This is a genomic window from Streptomyces sp. NPDC059003 (assembly GCF_042740445.1).
In the GTDB taxonomy this organism is placed as follows: Bacteria; Actinomycetota; Actinomycetes; order Streptomycetales; family Streptomycetaceae; genus Streptomyces.
Genome location: NZ_JBHYJH010000173.1, coordinates 1 through 19,159 on the forward strand (window position 1 = coordinate 1; position 19,159 = coordinate 19,159).

Here is a 19,159-nt window from a genome sequence, read left to right on the forward strand (position 1 = left end):
GACCTGCACAGGTCGGGGGCCCTTCGGCGTAACGGCAGAAGCCGGTCCGCAGCCGGTCCGCGATCAGACCGAACGGAAGGCGAGCACCACGTTGTGGCCGCCGAAGCCGAACGAGTCGTTCAGGGCCGAGATCGTGCCCTCGGGCAGCGCCCTGGTCTCGCCGCGGATGATGTCCGCGTCGACCTCGGGGTCGAGGTTGTCGACGTTGATGGTCGGCGGGGCGATGCGGTGGTGCAGGGCGAGGACCGTCGCGACGGTCTCGACGCCGCCCGCGCCACCGAGGAGGTGGCCGGTCATCGACTTGGTGGAGGCGATCGCCATGTGGTCGACGTCGTCGCCGAACGCCTGGCGGAGCGCCTTGATCTCGCCGATGTCGCCCTGCGGGGTGGAGGTCGCGTGCGCGTTGATGTGCGCGATCTCGGACGGCTTCAGGTCGTTGTTCTCGACCAGGTTGAGCAGTGCGCGGGCGATGCCGTTGCCGGACGGCTCGGGCTGCGTGATGTGGTGCGCGTCGGCCGAGACACCCTGGCCGACGGCCTCCGCGTAGATCTTGGCGCCGCGGGCCTTGGCGTGCGCCTCGGACTCCAGGACGATCACGCCCGCGCCCTCGCCGAGCACGAAGCCGTTGCGGTCGACGTCCCAGGGGCGGGAGGCGCCCTGCGGGTCGTCGTTGTTCTTCGACATCGCCATCATGTTGCCGAACGCGACGATCGGCAGCGGGTGGATGGCGGCCTCGGTGCCGCCCGCGACGACGACGTCGGCGCGGCCCGTGCGGATCATCTCGATCGCGTAGCCGATGGCCTCGGCGCCCGACGCGCAGGCCGAGACCGGGGTGTGCACCCCGGCGCGGGCGCCGAGCGTGATGCCGACGTTCGCCGAGGGCGAGTTGGGCATCAGCATCGGCACCGTGTGCGGCGAGACGCGGCGTACGCCCTTCTCGCGCAGGATGTCGTACTGGTCGAGGAGCGTCGTGACGCCGCCGATGCCGGAGGCGATGACCGCGCCCAGGCGGTCGGGGTCGACGGAGGTGTCCTCGCCCGCCTTGGCGGTGAAGCCCGCGTCCTTCCAGGCCTCGTCGGCCGCGACGAGCGCGAACTGCGCCGAGCGGTCGAGCTTGCGGGCCTGCGGGCGCGGAATGATCTCGGTCGGCTCGACAGCGATGCGGCCCGCGATGCGGACCGGCAGGTCGGTCGCCCAGTCCTCGTCGAGGACGCGGATCCCGGAGCGCCCGGCGAGCAGGCCCTCCCAGGTCGATGCTGCGTCGCCACCCAGCGGTGTGGTTGCGCCGATACCGGTGACGACCACGGTGCGATTGGTCGAGTTCACTGGATTTCTCTCTCCACGGTTGGTTCAGGTGCGGATGCGGCGGCGCCACCGCCGGGTGGCGGCTGGCTAGGGCCTGCTGGCCGCCAGGCTCAGGCCTGGTGCTCGAGGATGTACTTGGTCGCGTCACCGACCGTCTTCAGGTTCTTGACGTCGTCGTCCGGGATCTTCACGTCGAAGCGCTCTTCGGCGGCGACGACGACCTCGACCATGGACAGCGAGTCGACGTCCAGGTCGTCGGTGAAGGACTTGTCCAGCTGGACGTCCTCGACCGGGATGCCGGCGATCTCGTTGACGATCTCCGCGAGACCGTCGACGATCTCCTTCTCAGTGGCGGCCATGAGGCGCTCCTTCGTATCTATCCAGAGGGTGTGACGGCATCCGCGCGGATCCGAAGATCCGTAGCGGGTGCCTAGGGGAGGGTAACGACCGTGGCGGCGTACACGAGACCCGCCCCGAAGCCGATGACGAGGGCGGTGTCGCCGCTCTTCGCCTCGCCGGTCGCCAGGAGCCGCTCCATCGCGAGCGGGATCGAGGCTGCCGACGTGTTGCCGGTGGTTTCCACGTCGCGGGCGACCGTGACGTGCTCCGGCAGTTTCAAAGTCTTCACCATCGAGTCGATGATCCGCATGTTGGCCTGGTGCGGGATGAAGACGTCCAGGTCGTCCGCGGTGATTCCGGCCACGTCCAGGGCCTGCTGGGCGACCTTCGCCATCTCGAACACGGCCCAGCGGAACACCGCCTGGCCCTCCTGCGTGATGGCAGGGAACTTGATCTCGCCCTTGTCGTCGACGGGCAGCTTCGACGGGTCGCCGGCGTGCAGCTCGTCCCAGGACACGGTCTGCTTGATGGTCTCGGACTTGTCGCCCTCGGAGCCCCACACGGTCGGGCCGATCCGCGGCTCCTTGGAGGGGCCGACGACGACCGCGCCGGCGCCGTCACCGAACAGGAAGGCCGTCTTGCGGTCCTCCAGGTCGGTCAGGTCGCTGAGCCGCTCCACGCCGATGACCAGGGCGTACTCGGCGGAGCCGTCCGTGATCATGCCCTTGGCGAGGGTGAGGCCGTAGCCGAAGCCCGCGCAGCCCGCGGAGATGTCGAACGCGGCGGGCTTGCCCGTGCCGAGCTTGTCCGCGATCTCCGTGGCGATGGCCGGGGTCTGCTTGAAGTGCGACACGGTGGAGACGATCACCGCGCCGATCTGCTCGGGCCGGATGCCCGCGTCGGCGATCGCCTTGCCCGCGGCCTCGACGGACATCGCCGAGACGGTCTCCTCGGGGGAGGCCCAGTGGCGGGTCGCGATGCCGGAGCGGGAGCGGATCCACTCGTCGGACGAGTCGATGCGCTCGAGGATGACCTCGTTGGGCACCACACGGGTCGGGCGGTAGCCGCCGACGCCCATGATGCGCGCGTAGGGAGCGCCCTGACTGGGCTTGATCTTCGCCATGGCTCCAGGCTCCTTCTCAGGCACCCGCCGCGTCGGCGGCGGTCTCGGCGATGAGCTCACGCGCGGCGTCGAGGTCGTCCGGCGTCTTGACGGCCAGCGTCTTCACTCCCTTGAGCGCGCGCTTGGCGAGGCCGGTGAGCGTGCCGCCGGGGCACACCTCGATCAGCGCGGTGACACCCAGCTCCTGGAAGGTGTCCATGCACAGGTCCCAGCGGACCGGGTTGGCGACCTGCCCGACGAGGCGCGAGACGACCTCGGCCCCGCTCGTGACGGCCTTGCCGTCCCGGTTCGAGACGTACGTCAGGCGCGGGTCGGCGACCTCAAGGCCGCGCGCGGCCTCCTCGAGCACGGCGACCGCGGGCGCCATGTGCTGAGTGTGGAACGCGCCCGCGACCTTCAGCGCGACGACCTTGCGGACGCCCTCCGGCTTGTCCTCGGCGAGGGCGGCCAGCTGCTCGGCGGTGCCCGCGGCGACGATCTGGCCCGCGCCGTTCACGTTCGCCGGGGTCAGGCCGAGCTTCTCCAGGTGCGCCACGGTGACGTCGGGGTCGCCGCCGAGCAGCGCCGCCATGCCGGTCTGCGTGACGGCGGCGGCGTCGGCCATGGCGAGGCCGCGCTTGCGCACGAAGCCGAGCGCGGCGTCCTCGGACAGCACACCCGCGTACGCGGCGGCCGTGATCTCACCGACGCTGTGGCCCGCGACGGCGCCCGGCGTGATGTCACCGAGTGCCGCGGAAGACAGCAGTCCGGCGGCCACGAGCAGCGGCTGCGCCACGGCGGTGTCGCGGATCGCGTCCGCGTCCGCCTGCGTGCCGTAGTGGGCGAGATCGAGCCCAATGGCGTCCGACCAGGCGGCGAGGCGGTCCGCGGCGCCGGGAAGGTCGAGCCAGGGGGTCAGGAAGCCGGGCGTCTGAGCGCCTTGGCCGGGAGCGACGAGTACGAGCACTCTCACACTCTCTCTTGTGGACAGTACGAACCGCCCGTGGGGACAGGGACGAAGAACCGCTAAGGGAATTGTAGGGGCCCGACAAAGGCTCAGGCCTGGGGATCACCGTCCGCGAGGCGTCCCAGAATCAGCGCGATGCGCAGTGTGAAGGCCGAGCGCACATCGGAAGGGGACCAGCCGGTGACGTCAGTCACACGTCGAAGCCGGTAGCGCACGGTGTTGGGGTGCACGAAGAGCATCCGGGCGGCGCCTTCGAGGCTGCTCGCCTGCTCCAGGTAGACGCTGAGCGTCTCCAGGAGCGCGGAGCCCGCTTCCTCCAGCGGTCTGTAGATCTCCTCCACCAGCTGTTGCCGCGCGGCCGGATCGCCCGCGATCGCCCGCTCGGGCAGCAGATCGTCCGCGAGGACGGGGCGCGGCGCGTCCTGCCAGGCACCGCAGGCCTTCAGGCCCGCGGCGGCGGCCTGCGCCGAGCGGGTCGCGGCGAGCAGGTCGGGCACGATGGGGCCGGCCACCACGGGCCCCGCCGCGTACGGGCCGATCAGGGCCTTGGCCACGGCGAGCGGGTTGTCGTTGCCGCCCGCGATGACGACCAGGCGCGCGCCGAGCACACCCGTGAGGACCTGGAGCTTCGCGTGCCGGGCGGCACGGCGGATGGCCTCGACGGTCAGCTCGCTGTCGCCGTCGGGCGCGGTGCCGAGCACGACGCACACGTGGTCCGGCGAATTCCAGCCAAGCGCGGCGGCACGGGAGACGGCCCCTTCATCGGCCTCACCGGAGAGCACGGCGTTCACGACGAGCGACTCCAGACGCGCGTCCCAGGCACCGCGTGCCTCGGCGGCCTGCGCGTACACCTGCGCGGTGGCGAAGGCGATCTCGCGCGCGTACACGAGCAGCGCCTCGCGCAGCACCGACTCGTCGCCGGGCGCCGCCACCTCGTCGATGGCGGACTCCATGACCTCGATGGTGGTCCGCACCATCTCCACGGTCTGGCGCAGCGTGATCGCCCGGGTCAGCTCGCGCGGCGCGGTCCCGAAGACGTCCGTCGAGATCGCCTGCGGGGCGTCGGGGTGCCGGAACCACTCGGTGAACGCGGCGATGCCGGCCTGCGCGACCAGGCCGATCCAGGACCGGTTCTCCGGTGGCATCGCCCGGTACCAGGACAGCGTCTCGTCCATGCGCGCGATGGCCTGCGCCGCGAGGCTGCCGGAGGACTTCTCGAGCCGCTTCAGGGTCGCGGCGTGCGCGTGCGCGCGACCGCCGCGGCCGGGTCCGGCACCTGCGTCCTGCTGGGGGGCTTCGTTCGCTGAGGGTTCGGGCACGGGGACAAGACTGCCTTATCGGGGCGGCGACGTGCGGGGCCGGGTCTAACGTGGTGGTCGTGATTGATGTGCGGCGCTCCGGCGAGCGGTACCCCGGCGGCGACCCCGGGGCGGGGATCGACTCCTACCACGCGTTCTCCTTCGGGCCCTACTACGAGCCCGACAACCTCCGCTTCGGCGCGATACTCGCCTGCAACGAGGAGCGTCTGGCGCCCGGCGCGGGCTTCGACGAACACCCGCACAGCCACACGGAGATCGTCACGTGGGTGGTCGAGGGCGAGCTCACCCACCGCGACTCCGAGGGCCACGAGTCCGTGGTGCGCCCCGGCGACGTCCAGCACCTCAGCGCGGGCGCGGGCGTCCGCCACGTGGAGCGCAACGCGGGCCCCGCCCCCCTGACCTTCCTCCAGATGTGGCTGGCCCCCCGCGAGCCCGGCGGCGACCCGCACTACGCGACCGTCCCCGGAATCGCCGACTCCACCCCCTACGCGGTCCCGTCGGCCGCGGCCCTCCTCCACGTACGCCGCCTCACTCCCGGAGAACGGACAGCCATCCCGGCAGCGCCTTACGTGTACGTCCACGTGATCCGCGGCGAAGTCCTCCTGGACGAGGAAGAACTGGGCCCGGGCGACTCGGCCCGCATCACATCGGAACAGAACCTGGAGGCCTTGGCGTACAGGGACCCGACGGAACTGCTGATGTGGGAGATGACCTAGGGCAGGATCCGACCGCCGCCCCTGTGGGCAGCTGGTCCGCCCGGAGGGCGAGGGGGGTACCCCCTGCTCGAGCGCAGCCGAGAGCTTGGGGGAGGGTGGGCACAGGGGCGGACCCCGCAACGCCGGGCAACGCCTCCCCCCTACGGCAACCCCGACGTACGGTCGCCAAGCCTCACAGCTCAGCCAGCACCGCATCCGTAAACACCGGCCACACCTCAACCGCCCACGCCCCGAACGCCCGATCCGTCAGCGCAACACACGCGGCACCGGCATCAGGGTCCACCCACAAGAACGTCCCGGCCTGCCCGAAGTGCCCAAACGTACGAGGCGACGAGGAAGCCCCCGTCCAGTGGGGCGACTTCCCGTCCCGGATCTCGAACCCGAGCCCCCAGTCGTTCGGATTCTGATGCCCGTACCCCGGAAGCACCCCCTTGAGCCCCGGATACACCACGGACATCGCCATCGCCACGGTCCGGGGGTCGAGCAGCCGGGGCGCCTGCACCTCGGCGGCGAACCGCACGAGGTCGTCCACGCTCGACACCCCGTCCTTGGCGGGCGACCCCGCGCCCTCCAGGGAGGTGGAGCCCATGCCGAGGGGTTCGAGCACGGCCTGCCGCAGATAGTCCGCGAAGGGAATGTCCGTCGCCTTGGCGATGTGGTCGCCGAGCACCTCGAACCCGGCGTTGGAGTACAGCCGCCGCGTCCCGGGCGCGGCCGCCACCTGGTGCTCGTCGAACGCGAGCCCACTGGTGTGCGCGAGCAGGTGCCGCACGGTCGACCCCTCGGGCCCCGCGGGCTCGTCGAGCTCGATCGCCCCCTCCTCGTACGCGACGAGCGCCGCGTACGCCGCGAGCGGCTTGGTCACCGAGGCGAGCGCGAACCGCTGCCCGGTGGGCCCGCGGGTCCCGGCGACGGTGCCGTCCGCGCGGACGACGGCGGCGGCAGCGGTCGGTACCGGCCAGTTCTCGATCAACGCCAGGCTCTGCATGCGTACGAGCGTAAGCGCCCTACAGTTTCAGCTGCATGTAGGGGTCGGGCTTGCGGACGAAGCCGAGCGAGGCGTACAGCGGCTCGGCGGCGGGCGAGGCGGTGAGGTCCACGCTGACGGCGCCGCGCTCGCGGAACCAGTCGAGCAGCGCCTCCATACAGGCGCGCGAGTGCCCGCGGCGGCGCTGGTCGGGGTCCGTGGCGACGCTGAAGACGTAGCCCGCGAGGCCGCGGGGGTTGCCGGCGCGCCCGATGCGGTACTCCAGGGTGCCGACGACCACGGCGGCGAGCGCGCCGGGCCGGTCCGGGTGGTCGACGACGAACGCCGCGAAGTCCCCGTCGGGTTCGGCGAGTCTGTGACGCACCGTGCGCGCGGACTCGGCCTGCCAGTCGGTGACGGACCGCGTGGACGGGTCGGTCGTGAACACGGAGTCGAGCATGATCTGGCGCAGCCGGATCAGTTCCTCGGCGTCGTCGGGGGTGGCGCGGCGTACGGGACTCATGAGCCGCACGGTAGTGATCGCGGCGCGCGGGCGTCGCCCCGTTTTTCCGCCGGGGATCTCGTCCGGAGCCCCTTGCTTGGAGTGCACTCCAAGGTTCTAGCGTGGGGGTCATGACGGTGATGGAGACCACGCCCGTACCCACGAAGGACCAGGCCACGCCGGAGATCTGCGCCAGGAGGCCGCCGCCCCACCCGCGCCCCGAAGGGCAGGACCACTACACGATCAGCGAGGTCGCCGAGGTGACCGGGCTCACCGCCCACACCCTGCGCTGGTACGAGCGGATCGGCCTGATGCCGCACATCGACCGCTCCCACACCGGCCAGCGCCGGTACCGCAACCGCGACCTGGACTGGCTCACGTTCGTCGGCAAGCTGCGCCTGACCGGCATGCCCGTCGCGGACATGGTGCGCTACGCCGAGCTGGTGCGTGCGGGCGACCACACCTTCGCGCAGCGGCAGGAGCTCCTCGAACAGACCCGGCGGGACGTCCGCGCCCGCATCGCGGAGCTGCACGACACCCTCGCCGTACTCGACTACAAGATCGACTTCTATGGTGACGCCCGGCGGGCGTCGGAGAGGTTCTGACCGACTCATGACTTCTGACCCGAAGATCCCCACGGTGCGGCTCGGCGCGGCGGGCCCGGACGTCGGCGTCCAGGGCCTCGGCTGCATGGGCATGAGCTTCGCGTACGGCCCGACGGACGCCGACGAGGCGCGGGCCACCCTGGAGCGCGCCCTCGACCTGGGCGTCACGTTCTACGACACGGCCGACGCGTACGCCATGGGCGAGAACGAGCGGTTCCTCGCGCCCTTCTTCAGGGCCCACCGGGACGAGGTCGTCATCGCGACCAAGTTCGCCCTGTCCCTGGACCCGGCCGACCCGACGAAGCGGATCATCCGCAACGACCCGGACTACATCCGCTCCTGTGTCGACGCCAGCCTGCGCCGCCTCGGCGTGGACGCCATCGACGTCTACTACATGCACCGCCGTGACCCGAAGGTGCCGATCGAGGAGACGGTCGGCGTGATGGCGGAGCTCGTCGCGGCGGGCAAGGTGAAGCACCTCGGCCTGAGCGAGGTCACCGGCGACGAGCTGCGGGCCGCCCACGCCGTGCACCCCATCGCCGCGCTGCAGTCGGAGTGGTCGCTGTTCAGCCGTGACATCGAGCGCGCCGTCGTCCCGGCCGCCGCCGAGCTCGGGGTGGCCCTCGTGCCGTACTCGCCGCTCGGCCGCGGCTTCCTCACCGGCTCGTTCGTCAGCGCCGACAAGGAGCTCGGCGAGGACGACTTCCGCCGCACGCAGCCCCGCTTCACCGGGGACAACGCGGCCGCCAACGCCGCGCTCCTGGAGCCCGTGCGCACCGTCGCCGCGGCACACGGCGCGACCCCCGGCCAGATCGCCCTCGCCTGGGTCCACCAGCAGGCCACCACGTACGGCCTGAACGTCATCCCGATCCCCGGCACCCGCAAGCGCACCCGCATAGAGGAGAACACGGCCGCCACCCACATCACCCTGACCGAGTCCGACCTCACCCTCCTGAACCCGATAGCAAGCCACGTATCAGGCGACCGCTACGCAGACATGACCTTCACGTCGGCAGGACGGGAGTAAATCCAACCGCCGCCCGTGTGGGCGTCATTGTGCCGCCGCCCGTGTGGGCAGCTGGTCCGCCCGGAGGGCGGAACGGGTGGGCACACGGGCGGCCCGCACGCGCCGGGCCGCGCATCCCACCCCCCCACAGACCACCCGCACTACAGCTCCGCAAGCAACTCCGCCTTCTTGGCGGTGAACTCCTCATCCGTGAGCAACCCCGCCTGATGCAGCTCCCCCAAGTGCCGAATCCGCTCGGCAATATCGGCGGGATCCCGCCGAACGGCGGGCGCCCCCGCCCCGGCCCCCGGGCCCGATCCCGCCCCGGACGCCCGCACGGCCGCAAGCACAGCCGCGGCGAACGGCAACGACTCGTGCACCGGCCCGTAACCGAGCCCGAAGACGACCGCGGCCGGATCCTGATCGGCCTGCGCGGGCTGCGCCACCGGCGTCTCACGCCGCAGCAGCCGCAGATGCCCCTCGAAGACCTCCGGCGAGCGCCACTCGACCCCACTGAGGTCGGTGACCGGGAAACTCTGGTCACCGGCCTTCCACTTGGCCGACGATGCCCCCGTCCAGAACCAGCGGAAGGCCACCGACTTGCCGTCGAAGGACGCCTTCCCGTCGTACGCCTTGAACTGCAGCGGCGCCTCGGGCGCGGCCACGAGGAAGCGGTCCGCGGGCCCCTGGTCCGCCGCGGGGAGCACGGCGCGCAGCTCGTCCGCGTAGTACTCGGCGAGCGTCTCGCGCTCGGCGGAGAGCACCAGACGGTAGGGATCCGAGCCGTCCTTGAGCTGTCCGGCCGCCGCCTCCATCAGCGGGTCGGCGCCCGGCCTCGGCACCAGCTGCAGAACCGTTGTCCCGCGCTTTCCCGGTGCCTGTGTGACCCCCGCGATCGCCTCATGGGGGATGCGGCGCTCGCCGAGAGCCTGGAACAGCTTCGGCGTGCGGATCCCCCGTTCGAAGCGGATGAGCACGGAGTCGGACTCGAACTCCCAGGCGGCGTGAAAACCGGCCAGTACATCACCCATGCGGCTCATCGTATGCGGCACGCGCTTCTCCGTCTCTCCTGCGGCGGGCCGCTGTTGCGTCGATTTCTACGCGCGTCAGGCCGCGGCAGCGCCGGATGCGCCCTCTCGGCAGGACGCGTCCCCGTCGGCGCAGCGGACCGCTCCGTAGGCACCGACGCCGATCTCGGCGAAGTTGCTGAGGCTCTCCGTGCCCGGCTCGAAATAGCCGGTGTGGCCCCGCGCTCCGTCGGCGGACACCACGCGGGCGCCGAAGCCGCCCGATACGGGGTCGGCGCCGTGGCCGATCCCGCCCAGTTCCATGTTGGGCACATCCTGGATCCAGTCGTCGCTGTCCCGCGCGGCCCAGATCCGCGCGCGGGTGCCGAGCCCCGAGACGTTGTCGGCGCGCATGCCGGGGCTGCCCGCGACCGCGATGTCCGTGACCCGGGACGGCAGGCGGTGGGCTGCGACGCCGCACACCACCGAGCCGTAGCTGTGGCAGTACAGCGCCACGCCCGCCCGTCCGGGCAGGGCGCGCACCAGGGAGTCGAGGCGGACCGCGCCGTCGTCGGCGCGCATGGCGGTCGCGGCGTCCACGCCGATGCCGACGGGCGAGGTGTAGTCCGCCCAGGCGATCACGGCGGTGTGCGCGCGGGGGTCCGCCGTGCGTTCGGCGCGGTAGAGGGAGCGCGCCATTCCCACGGGCGCCGCGTACTTGCGCTGCGTCCGCTCGAAGGTGAGGACGTTCGTGTCGACTCCGGGCACGACGACCGACACGCGGGACGCCCGGTCGAGGTCTCCGAAGACCTCGGCCATGCGCCCGGACCCCATCGGGTCGAACGCGAGGACCTGGCGTTCGGGCCGCATCATCACGCCGAACCGCTTCATCCTGCGCTCGGCCTCCTGCTTGCCGACGGGCGAGAGGCGGTCGTCGTGCGTGCGGCGCCGCTCGATCCTGCGGGCCTGCTGCAGGGCGATGCGGTTGGCGCGGTACCGCAGCTGCACGGGGGCGCCGTTCATGTTGCCGACCGCGAGCGGGTAGCGCGCGGCGAGCCGGGTGCGCTGGTGCGCCGTGAGCGAGGCGAAGAACCGCGCGAGCCGGTCCGCGGGGGCGTCGGGGTCGGGCAGCCGCCGCCCGTCGATGTGGCCCCGCTCCCAGGCGGCGAGCGTGGCTTCGAGCGGCGACGAGGCGCCTCTGTGCTGGCGCACCGCGGTCCAGCCGGTGGTCGCCAGCATGACGAACACAACGGTGAGCGCGAGCAGTGCGCGCCAGACGCCGAGTTGGGGGGATGAGTCGAAGGAAGTCACTGCGGGACACCCTAGGAGAAGCGCGATGCCTCCCGTGCACGGGGTGAGGCAGATCACGTTTCTGGGAGGGTAATTGTGGCAAACCAGACACATCTCGTGCCCCGTCGTCACTGTCCGTGGGCGATGTGTGGGTGGGTTGTGCGCGTGGCGCGCGAGGGGCGCGTGTGCGTCACGGCGTGCGACCGTCGCGCTACGTAGGCATCCGCCTGCTCTACGTAGAGATCCGCCCGCTCTCCGTAGAAGAGGTGCGTGCTCTCCGTAGAGAGGTGCGCGCTCTCCGTGGAGAGGGCGCGCGGCGTCAACTCCGGTGCCAGTCCTCCGCGAGCGCGGGGCCCAACTGGTTGAGGTACGCCTCCGTCGTCGTGCGCATCGACGCGACGCTGATGTCCTCGCCCGTGGCCCACAGCCGCCCCGCGGATCGCATGACCCCGCTGAACGCGGCGATCAGCACGCGCGGGCGCGGGTCGGCGGGGTCGAGCCCCTCCCGCGCGGCGAGGATGTCCGCGATGCGCTCCTCCATCTCGGTGGAGCGGTGCAGATGGGCGGCGAGCAGGGAGGGCGTCGACTCGATCATCTGGTAGGCGCGCATGTGGAGTTCGACCGGGACGACCTCCTCGATGGCCTCGCCCATCGCGTCCCAGGAGTCGAGCGCGGCACCGCGCAGGGCCGCGAACGGCGGCTCGCCGGCGGGGCGTTCGCGCAGTGCCTCCAGGAAGCGGGTCTCCAGCATCTCCGGGACGGCGAAGGCGGTCTCCTGCTTGTTGGCGAAGTGCCGGAAGAACGTGCGCTGGGAGACGTCGACCGCCTCGACGATCTCGTCGACCGTCGTCTCCTCGAACCCCTTCGTGGTGAACAGCTCCAGCGCGGCGCGCAGCAGCGCGTCGCGGGTGCGCTGCTTCTTGCGCTCGCGCAAGCCGGGCCTTGTCACGCCGTCCCCTTCTCCTGCCGTGGGCCCTGCTGGGGGCCTGGCTCACCCTACCCGCGGGCCCGGCGGCGGGCCCGCTGGACTGTGAGCTACACGTCAGTCACTGACTTGTGAAACTCTTTGTCAAGTGTCAGCGACTGACACTAGGCTCGGCGCATGACGACTCAGACCCCGGTCGACGCGGCGGGCAAGGCGCCGGAGCCGACCTCAACCGCGGCCCCGGGCAAGGGACTTCGCGGCCACCCCTGGCTGACCCTGTTCTCCGTCGCGATCGGCGTGATGATGGTGGCCCTGGACGGCACGATCGTCGCGGTCGCCAACCCGGCCATCACCAAGGACCTGGGCGCCTCGCTCGCGGACGTCCAATGGATCACCAACGGCTACCTCCTCGCGCTCGCCGTCGCCCTCATCACGGCGGGCAAGCTCGGGGACCGCTTCGGCCACCGGCAGACCTTCCTCATCGGCGTCGTGGGCTTCGCCGCCGCGTCCGGCGCCATCGGCCTGTCCGGTACGGTCTCGCTGGTCATCGCGTTCCGCGTGCTCCAGGGGCTCTTCGGCGCCCTGCTCATGCCGGCCGCGCTCGGCCTGCTCCGCGCCACGTTCCCGGCCGAGAAGCTCAACATGGCGATCGGCATCTGGGGCATGGTCATCGGCGCCTCCACCGCGGGCGGCCCCATCCTCGGCGGCGTGCTCGTCGAGCACGTCAGCTGGCAGTCGGTGTTCTTCATCAACGTGCCCGTCGGCGCCGTCGCGCTCGTCCTCGGCCTGCTGATCCTCAAGGACCACCGCGCGGAGAACGCGCCGCGGTCCTTCGACATCCCCGGCATCGCGCTGCTCTCGGCCGCGATGTTCGCCCTGATCTGGGCGCTCATCAAGGCGGGTGACCCCTGGGGCTGGGGCAGCGGCAAGACCTGGGCGTTCCTGGGCGCGTCCGTCGTGTGCTTCGCCCTGTTCGCCTTCTGGGAGACCCGGGTGAAGGAGCCGCTGATCCCGCTCGGCCTGTTCCGGTCCGTGCCGCTGTCGGCGGGCACGGCCCTCATGGTCCTGATGGCGTTCGCCTTCATGGGCGGGCTCTTCTTCGTGACCTTCTACCTGCAGAACGTGCACGGCATGAGCCCGGTCGACAGCGGACTGCACCTGCTGCCCCTGACCGCCATGATGATCGTCTCCTCGCCGGTCGCGGGCGCCCTGATCACCCGCTTCGGGCCGCGCATCCCGCTGGTGGGCGGCATGGTCAGCACCGCCGTCGCGATGTTCGGCATGACGACCCTGGACCGGGACACCGGCACCCTGCCGATGTCGGTCTGGCTCGCCCTGCTCGGCCTCGGCCTCGCACCGGTCATGGTCGGCGCCACCGAAGTCATCGTCGGCAACGCCCCGCTCGAGCTCTCCGGCGTCGCGGGCGGCCTCCAGCAGGCCGGCATGCAGGTCGGCGGCAGCCTCGGTACGGCGGTACTCGGCGCCGTCATGTCCAACACCGTCGACGGTGACCTGGCGGGCAACTGGAAGGACGCGGGCCTGCCGGGCGACCCGCCGCCCGGCCTCGACAAGGCCGCCGCGACCGGGATGGTGCCCGAGGAGATGGCCAAGGCCCCCGGCGTGACCGGGAGCACCTTCGACAAGATCACCGGCGCCGTCCACGACACGTTCATCTCGGGCATGGGCGTGGCCTTCGCCGTCGCCGGCGTGGTCGGCGTCCTCGCGGCGCTGATCGCCACGCTGACCAAGCGCGGCGCGAACGCGGACGCGGCGGGCGCGAGCGGTGGCGGGCACATCTAGCGGGCCCATCTAGGGGACTCCCCCCCACGGCGGTGGGAGCGGCACCAGGGCGGACCCCTCGGGGGCCCGGGGCGGGACCTCCGGGTTGCATCGGGGGGTTTTCGCCTATCCGGATGACCCGCTCCGGAACCCCTTCCGGCCCACCGCTCCCACGGCGGAGAGTGGCGACAAGTGATCGAAACGACACGGGGGTTGATGCACATGCGTACGACCATGCCTGCGGCCGTCGCCACGGCGCTCACCACGGCCGCACTCGCCACGACCGTCCTCACGCCCACGCACGCGGGAGCCACCGCGCCGCCGACACGCGTCGGCGCCGCGTCGCCGAAGCTCGGCGCCTGCGGACCCGGCGAGCTCTGCCTCTGGAAGAAGCCGGGCTTCAAGGGCGACCGACAGGTGTACGAGCTGGCCGGTATCGACATCGAGAGCTGTATCGCGCTGCCGGAGGGGGGCAGCGCGGCGGCCCTCGCCAACCGCACCGGTCGGCCCGTCACCACCTATCAGTCACCGGAGTGCGGCGAGACGGGCGAGTTCGACACCTACCCGGGCGGCGGCACCTGGGTGCCCGAATCGCCTTATCGGGTGCGGGCCTTCAAGGTCTGGGAGAGCTGAACGGGGCCTCCGGGGGCCGTGCCGTGCCGGTGACGGCGTCCTCGCCGGACGCCTGACGCGGCACGGAACCGGCGGCCGCCGCGCCGGCCGCCCCGCCCGACAAGGAGCTGATCTGCGCGCGCAGCGCCATCACCTCCGCCGTCAGGGCCTCGATGGCCGCCGTCTGGCGCCGCTCCTCCACGTCGTCCTTGTCGAAGCGGGCGATGAACCAGGCCGCGATGTTCGCGGTCACCACACCGAGGAGCGCGATGCCCGACAGCATCAGACCGACCGCGAGGACCCGGCCGAGCCCGGTCGTCGGCGCGTGATCGCCGTAGCCCACCGTCGTCATCGTGGTGAAGGACCACCACACGGCATCGCCCAAGGTCTTGATGTTGCCGTCCGGTGACTCCCGCTCCACGGACAGCACCGCCAGCGAGCCGAACATCAGCAGACCCACCACCGACCCCACGACATAGGTGGTCAGGCGGATCTGCGACGCCATCCGCGCCCGTCGGCCCACGAGCAGCAGCGTCGAGACGAGCCGCAGCAGCCGCAGCGGCTGGATCATCGGGAGGACCACGGCACCCAGATCGAGCCAGTGCGTCCGCACGAACCGCCACCGGCGGTCCGCGAGGGCGAGACGTACCAGATAGTCAGCGGCGAACGAACCCCAGACGAACCACTCCACCATGGTGCAGGCGCTCGTCAGGGACTCGTTCGCCTCGGGCCGGACTATCGGCACCGCGTACGCGACGGCGAAAGCAACGGCGAGAGCGAGCAGCGGACGCTGAGTGCGGCGTTCCCAACGGGTCTGCGCCGTCTGCGCTGTCTGCCCCGCCTGGGCGTTCTGGGCCGTCTGCGCCGACCCGGCCGACTGTTCCTTCATGACCGCATCGTAGGAAAAGCCGACGGGTGGCGGACCCGGGGTCCGCCACCCGTCGCACGGATGAGGTGTTATGTCTCCCTCAGGAGTGGTGTGTGAGGTATGTGCGAGTTAGGCGTCGCCGCCGGCGGAGCCCGGATCGGCCGCCGTGACGTCCAGGAGCTGATAGCGGTCGATCGCCTGCTTCAGGACCGAGCGGTCCACCTTGCCCTCGCGGGCCAGCTCGGTGAGGACCGCCACCACGATCGACTGCGCGTCGATGTGGAAGAAGCGGCGGGCCGCGCCCCGCGTGTCCGCGAAGCCGAAGCCGTCCGCGCCGAGCGACTGATAGGTGCCCGGCACCCAGCGGGAGATCTGGTCCGGCACGCTGCGCATCCAGTCGGAGACCGCGACGAAGGGCCCCTCGGACCCGGACAGCTTGCGCGTCACGTACGGGACGCGCTGCTCCTCCTCGGGGTGCAGCAGATTGTGCCGCTCCACCTCCACGGCCTCACGGCGCAGCTCGTTCCAGGAGGTCGCCGACCAGACGTCCGCCTTCACGTTCCACTCCGACGCGAGGATCCGCTGCGCCTCCAGGGCCCAGGGCACCGCGACGCCGGACGCGATGATCTGGGCCGCAATGGCGCCCTGCTCACCGGACTTGAAGCGGTGGATGCCCTTCACGATGCCGTCGACGTCCACGTCGGCGGGCTCGGCCGGGTGCTGGATCGGCTCGTTGTAGACGGTCAGGTAGTAGAAGACGTCCTCGCCCGGCCTGCCGTCGGCCGTCTCGCCGTACATGCGGCGCAGGCCGTCCTTGACGATGTGGGCGATCTCGAAGCCGAAGGCCGGGTCGTACGCGACGCAGCCCGGGTTGGTCGAGGCGAGCAGCTGCGAGTGCCCGTCCGCGTGCTGGAGCCCCTCGCCGGTCAGGGTCGTGCGGCCCGCGGTCGCGCCGAGCACGAAGCCCCGCGCCAGCTGGTCGGCCATCTGCCAGAACTGGTCGCCGGTCCGCTGGAAGCCGAACATCGAGTAGAAGACGTACACGGGAATCAGCGGCTCGCCGTGCGTGGCGTAGGCCGAGCCCGCGGCGATCAGCGACGCCGTGCAGCCCGCCTCCGAGATGCCGTCGTGCAGCATCTGGCCGGTCGGCGACTCCTTGTACGCGAGCAGGAGTTCACGGTCCACGGACTCGTACTGCTGGCCGAGCGGGTTGTAGATCTTGGCGCTCGGGAAGAACGAGTCCATTCCGAACGTGCGGTACTCGTCCGGCGCGATCAGGACGAACCGCTTGCCGATCTCCTTGTCCCGCATCAGGTCCTTCAGGAGCCTGACGAACGCCATGGTGGTGGCGATCGACTGCTGCCCGGAGCCCTTCTTGACCGCCGCGTACGTCTTGTCGTCGGGCAGCTGCAGCGGCTTGGCGCGCACCACCCGCGTCGGGACGTACCCGCCGAGGCCCTGGCGGCGGTCGTGCATGTACTGGATCTCTTCGGAGTCGCGGCCCGGGTGGTAGTAGGGCGGCGCGCCGTCCTCCAGCTGCTTGTCCGTGATCGGCAGGTGCAGCCGGTCGCGGAAGCGCTTCAGGTCGTCGACCGTCAGCTTCTTCATCTGGTGGGTCGCGTTGCGGCCCTCGAAGTTCGGGCCGAGGGTCCAGCCCTTGATCGTCTTGGCGAGGATCACCGTCGGCTGGCCCTTGTGCGCCTTGGCCGCGGAGAACGCCGCGAAGATCTTCCGGTGGTCGTGGCCGCCGCGGCCCAGGTGCAGGATCTGGTCGTCGGTCATGTTCTCGACCATGGACCGCAGCCGTTGGTCGTCGCCGAAGAAGTGGTCGCGGATGTACGCGCCGGTCTCCGTGGCGTACGTCTGGAACTGCCCGTCCGGCGTCGTGTTCATCCTGTTGACCAGGACGCCGTCGCGGTCCTGGGCGAGCAGCGGGTCCCAACTGCGGTCCCACACCAGCTTGATGACGTTCCAGCCGGCGCCGCGGAACTGCGACTCGAGCTCCTGGATGATCTTGCCGTTGCCGCGCACGGGCCCATCCAGCCGCTGCAGGTTGCAGTTGACGACGAACGTGAGGTTGTCGAGGCCCTCGCGCGCGGCGAGCGACAGCTGGCCGAGCGACTCCGGCTCGTCCATCTCGCCGTCCCCGAGGAACGCCCAGACGTGCGAAGCGGAGGTGTCCGCGATCCCGCGCGCCTCCATGTAGCGGTTCATCCGCGCCTGGAAGATCGCGCCGAGCGGCCCGAGCCCCATGGAGACCGTCGGGAACTCCCAGAAGTCCGGCATGAGCCGCGGATGCGGATACGAGGAGAGTCCGTACGGCTCCTTCGACTTCTCCTGCCGGAACGCGTCGAGCTGCCGCTCGGAGAGCCGGTCGAGGAGGAAGGCGCGGGCGTAGATGCCGGGGGACGCGTGCCCCTGGAAGAAGATCTGGTCGCCGCCGTCGCCCTGGTCCTTGCCGCGGAAGAAGTGGTTGAAGCCCACGTCGTACAGCGACGCCGAGGAGGCGAAGGTGGCGATGTGCCCGCCGACGCCGATGCCGGGCCGCTGGGCGCGCGACACCATCACCGCCGCGTTCCACCGGGTCGCGTTCAGGATCTTGCGCTCGATCTCCTCGTTGCCGGGGAAGAACGGCTCGTCCTTGGTGGCGATCGTGTTGACGTAGTCCGTACTGCGCATCTCCGGCACGGCGACGCGCTTCTCCCGCGCGCGCTCGATCAGTCGGAGCATCAGATAGCGGGCCCGCTCACGGCCGCGCTCGTCGACGGCGGCGTCGAGGGAGTCGAGCCACTCCTGGGTCTCTTCGGGATCGAAGTCCGGGACCTGGCTGGGAAGGCCGCCAATGATGATCGGGTTGCGATCGGATCCGGGAGCCACGCTGTTCCTTCGCTGTGTTGTCGCGTGCTGCACGCGAGCGGATTCGTTGTGGAACATGTGCCGCGCCGTGCCCGACCCGGGCTCACCCGTACCGGCACGTACGCCGCTCACCATCGTCTACCCACCCCGTGGATACGTCATCTCTACCCAGAGGTAACCGTGACCGCGGCCCGCGGCCCTGGGGTAGGCTCGGTCAAATCGCAACGATACGCCCATCCTGCCAAGCTGATTCCGTGGCCCGTCCGGGCCCGACGGGTGTGGCGGGAGTTGCGGTGACACGGCCGGGAACGTCACCGTTTCGGCGGTCTCGACGGCCGGGTACTTGCGCGATCCGCCCCGCCCGTGTGGACTACGGCCAATGCTGCGCGCACGCGCGTGGCTGAAGGCATTCCCAAGTAACAAGATCAGGAGGCAAGCCGTGAGCGCGACCGCGGACCACGCGGAGACGAACCTGGCCGTAAGGCTGGGTTTCCAGCCCGACCAGGTGGTCCAGGAGATCGGCTACGACGACGACGCCGATCAGGAGCTCCGCGAGGCCATCGAAGAGGCCACCGGCACCGAGCTCGTCGACGAGGACTACGACGACGTGGCTGACGCCGTGGTGCTCTGGTTCCGCGAGGACGACGGGGACCTGACCGATGCGCTGGTGGACGCCATCGCGTACATGGAGGAGGGTGGCCAGATCCTCCTGCTGACGCCGAAGACCGGCCGTGACGGCTATGTCGAGCCGAGCGAGATCGGCGAGGCCGCCACCACCGCGGGCCTGTCCCAGACCAAGAGCGTCAACGCGGGCAAGGACTGGAACGGGAGCCGGCTGATCACGCCGAAGGCGGCCGCGAAGAAGCGGTAGCTGGCCCCTAGCAGACCCCGTGAGGCCCCCGACGGATTGTCCGTCGGGGGCCTCACGTGTCCTTGGGTGCCCTTGATCGCGCTGCGCGCTCGTCCTCAAACGCCGGACGGGCTAGGAATAGCC

At 71.0% G+C, this 19,159-nt stretch carries 18 protein-coding genes; 6 read left to right on the forward strand and 12 right to left on the reverse strand.

Annotation, left to right across the window (positions count from 1 at the left end; all coding sequences use genetic code 11):
• Nucleotides 1-63 precede the first annotated feature (63 nt).
• From fabF to ACFWZ5_RS37630, 5 genes are all read right to left on the reverse strand, one after another.
• Nucleotides 64-1,326 carry a beta-ketoacyl-ACP synthase II gene (gene fabF / locus ACFWZ5_RS37610; RefSeq protein ID WP_384800264.1) on the reverse strand — a complete coding sequence of 421 codons (1,263 nt, stop codon included), beginning with the start codon at nucleotides 1,324-1,326 and terminating at the stop codon, nucleotides 64-66.
• A gap of 89 nt (nucleotides 1,327-1,415) precedes the next feature.
• Nucleotides 1,416-1,664: an acyl carrier protein gene (locus ACFWZ5_RS37615; RefSeq protein WP_030358543.1), complete on the reverse strand. Its 249-nt coding sequence runs from the start codon at nucleotides 1,662-1,664 to the stop codon at nucleotides 1,416-1,418.
• Nucleotides 1,665-1,735: 71 nt separating this feature from the next.
• Entirely contained in the window at nucleotides 1,736-2,767 is a 1,032-nt protein-coding gene (locus ACFWZ5_RS37620; RefSeq protein ID WP_384800261.1) for a ketoacyl-ACP synthase III, read from the reverse strand.
• Between the two features lie 16 nt (nucleotides 2,768-2,783).
• Nucleotides 2,784-3,713, reverse strand: a complete 930-nt coding sequence (locus ACFWZ5_RS37625; protein WP_384800258.1) for an ACP S-malonyltransferase — start codon at nucleotides 3,711-3,713, stop codon at nucleotides 2,784-2,786.
• Between the two features lie 89 nt (nucleotides 3,714-3,802).
• The gene (locus ACFWZ5_RS37630; RefSeq protein WP_384800255.1) at nucleotides 3,803-5,032 is read right to left on the reverse strand and encodes a PucR family transcriptional regulator; all 1,230 of its coding nucleotides are present in this window, start codon (nucleotides 5,030-5,032) and stop codon (nucleotides 3,803-3,805) included.
• A gap of 59 nt (nucleotides 5,033-5,091) precedes the next feature.
• Between ACFWZ5_RS37630 and ACFWZ5_RS37635 the strand changes: the two genes are divergently transcribed.
• Entirely contained in the window at nucleotides 5,092-5,748 is a 657-nt protein-coding gene (locus tag ACFWZ5_RS37635; RefSeq protein WP_384800252.1) for a pirin family protein, read from the forward strand.
• 172 nt (nucleotides 5,749-5,920) lie between these two features.
• Here ACFWZ5_RS37635 and ACFWZ5_RS37640 read toward each other — a convergent pair whose 3' ends face one another.
• Together ACFWZ5_RS37640 and ACFWZ5_RS37645 are read right to left on the reverse strand one after the other, a co-directional pair.
• Nucleotides 5,921-6,736, reverse strand: coding sequence for a serine hydrolase domain-containing protein (locus ACFWZ5_RS37640; protein ID WP_384800249.1), 816 nt, complete (start codon nucleotides 6,734-6,736; stop codon nucleotides 5,921-5,923).
• 19 nt (nucleotides 6,737-6,755) lie between these two features.
• A complete protein-coding gene (locus tag ACFWZ5_RS37645; protein WP_384800246.1) occupies nucleotides 6,756-7,238 on the reverse strand; it encodes a GNAT family N-acetyltransferase in 483 nt (160 codons plus the stop codon).
• Between the two features lie 110 nt (nucleotides 7,239-7,348).
• On the opposite strand from ACFWZ5_RS37645, the gene ACFWZ5_RS37650 reads away from it, so the two are divergent.
• Entirely contained in the window at nucleotides 7,349-7,822 is a 474-nt protein-coding gene (locus ACFWZ5_RS37650; protein WP_384800243.1) for a MerR family transcriptional regulator, read from the forward strand.
• A gap of 7 nt (nucleotides 7,823-7,829) precedes the next feature.
• Entirely contained in the window at nucleotides 7,830-8,849 is a 1,020-nt protein-coding gene (locus tag ACFWZ5_RS37655; RefSeq protein ID WP_384800240.1) for an aldo/keto reductase, read from the forward strand.
• A 140-nt stretch (nucleotides 8,850-8,989) separates the two neighbouring features.
• Here ACFWZ5_RS37655 and ACFWZ5_RS37660 read toward each other — a convergent pair whose 3' ends face one another.
• From ACFWZ5_RS37660 to ACFWZ5_RS37670, 3 genes are all read right to left on the reverse strand, one after another.
• Entirely contained in the window at nucleotides 8,990-9,859 is an 870-nt protein-coding gene (locus ACFWZ5_RS37660; protein WP_384800237.1) for a DUF4429 domain-containing protein, read from the reverse strand.
• A 75-nt stretch (nucleotides 9,860-9,934) separates the two neighbouring features.
• The gene (locus ACFWZ5_RS37665; RefSeq protein ID WP_384800234.1) at nucleotides 9,935-11,146 is read right to left on the reverse strand and encodes an alpha/beta hydrolase; all 1,212 of its coding nucleotides are present in this window, start codon (nucleotides 11,144-11,146) and stop codon (nucleotides 9,935-9,937) included.
• 298 nt (nucleotides 11,147-11,444) lie between these two features.
• The gene (locus ACFWZ5_RS37670) at nucleotides 11,445-12,074 is read right to left on the reverse strand and encodes a TetR/AcrR family transcriptional regulator (protein ID WP_384800232.1); all 630 of its coding nucleotides are present in this window, start codon (nucleotides 12,072-12,074) and stop codon (nucleotides 11,445-11,447) included.
• Nucleotides 12,075-12,227: 153 nt separating this feature from the next.
• Here ACFWZ5_RS37670 and ACFWZ5_RS37675 point away from each other — a divergent pair, with 153 nt between their 5' ends.
• Both ACFWZ5_RS37675 and ACFWZ5_RS37680 read left to right on the forward strand, forming a co-directional pair.
• Nucleotides 12,228-13,850, forward strand: a complete 1,623-nt coding sequence (locus ACFWZ5_RS37675) for an MFS transporter (protein WP_384800229.1) — start codon at nucleotides 12,228-12,230, stop codon at nucleotides 13,848-13,850.
• A 201-nt stretch (nucleotides 13,851-14,051) separates the two neighbouring features.
• Entirely contained in the window at nucleotides 14,052-14,462 is a 411-nt protein-coding gene (locus tag ACFWZ5_RS37680; protein ID WP_384800226.1) for a peptidase inhibitor family I36 protein, read from the forward strand.
• Here the strand turns inward: ACFWZ5_RS37680 and ACFWZ5_RS37685 are convergent.
• Together ACFWZ5_RS37685 and aceE are read right to left on the reverse strand one after the other, a co-directional pair.
• The gene (locus ACFWZ5_RS37685) at nucleotides 14,443-15,330 is read right to left on the reverse strand and encodes a potassium channel family protein (protein WP_384800223.1); all 888 of its coding nucleotides are present in this window, start codon (nucleotides 15,328-15,330) and stop codon (nucleotides 14,443-14,445) included. The genes ACFWZ5_RS37680 and ACFWZ5_RS37685 overlap by 20 nt on opposite strands.
• A gap of 108 nt (nucleotides 15,331-15,438) precedes the next feature.
• A complete protein-coding gene (aceE, locus tag ACFWZ5_RS37690) occupies nucleotides 15,439-18,186 on the reverse strand; it encodes a pyruvate dehydrogenase (acetyl-transferring), homodimeric type (RefSeq protein WP_384800220.1) in 2,748 nt (915 codons plus the stop codon).
• A gap of 418 nt (nucleotides 18,187-18,604) precedes the next feature.
• Here aceE and ACFWZ5_RS37695 point away from each other — a divergent pair, with 418 nt between their 5' ends.
• A complete protein-coding gene (locus ACFWZ5_RS37695; protein ID WP_384800217.1) occupies nucleotides 18,605-19,036 on the forward strand; it encodes a DUF3052 domain-containing protein in 432 nt (143 codons plus the stop codon).
• The last annotated feature ends 123 nt before the right edge of the window (nucleotides 19,037-19,159 follow it).

Excerpts from the sequence above, each read along its gene's own strand:
- ACFWZ5_RS37615 (WP_030358543.1), bottom strand. The coding sequence starts at position 1,664 with ATGGCCGCCACTGAGAAGGAGATCGTCGACGGTCTCGCGGAGATCGTC.
- ACFWZ5_RS37680 (WP_384800226.1), top strand. The coding sequence starts at position 14,052 with ATGCGTACGACCATGCCTGCGGCCGTCGCCACGGCGCTCACCACGGCC.
- ACFWZ5_RS37655 (WP_384800240.1), top strand. The coding sequence starts at position 7,830 with ATGACTTCTGACCCGAAGATCCCCACGGTGCGGCTCGGCGCGGCGGGC.
- ACFWZ5_RS37675 (WP_384800229.1), top strand. The coding sequence starts at position 12,228 with ATGACGACTCAGACCCCGGTCGACGCGGCGGGCAAGGCGCCGGAGCCG.
- ACFWZ5_RS37650 (WP_384800243.1), top strand. The coding sequence starts at position 7,349 with ATGACGGTGATGGAGACCACGCCCGTACCCACGAAGGACCAGGCCACG.
- ACFWZ5_RS37645 (WP_384800246.1), bottom strand. The coding sequence starts at position 7,238 with ATGAGTCCCGTACGCCGCGCCACCCCCGACGACGCCGAGGAACTGATC.
- ACFWZ5_RS37660 (WP_384800237.1), bottom strand. The coding sequence starts at position 9,859 with ATGGGTGATGTACTGGCCGGTTTTCACGCCGCCTGGGAGTTCGAGTCC.
- ACFWZ5_RS37640 (WP_384800249.1), bottom strand. The coding sequence starts at position 6,736 with ATGCAGAGCCTGGCGTTGATCGAGAACTGGCCGGTACCGACCGCTGCC.
- ACFWZ5_RS37620 (WP_384800261.1), bottom strand. The coding sequence starts at position 2,767 with ATGGCGAAGATCAAGCCCAGTCAGGGCGCTCCCTACGCGCGCATCATG.
- ACFWZ5_RS37685 (WP_384800223.1), bottom strand. The coding sequence starts at position 15,330 with ATGAAGGAACAGTCGGCCGGGTCGGCGCAGACGGCCCAGAACGCCCAG.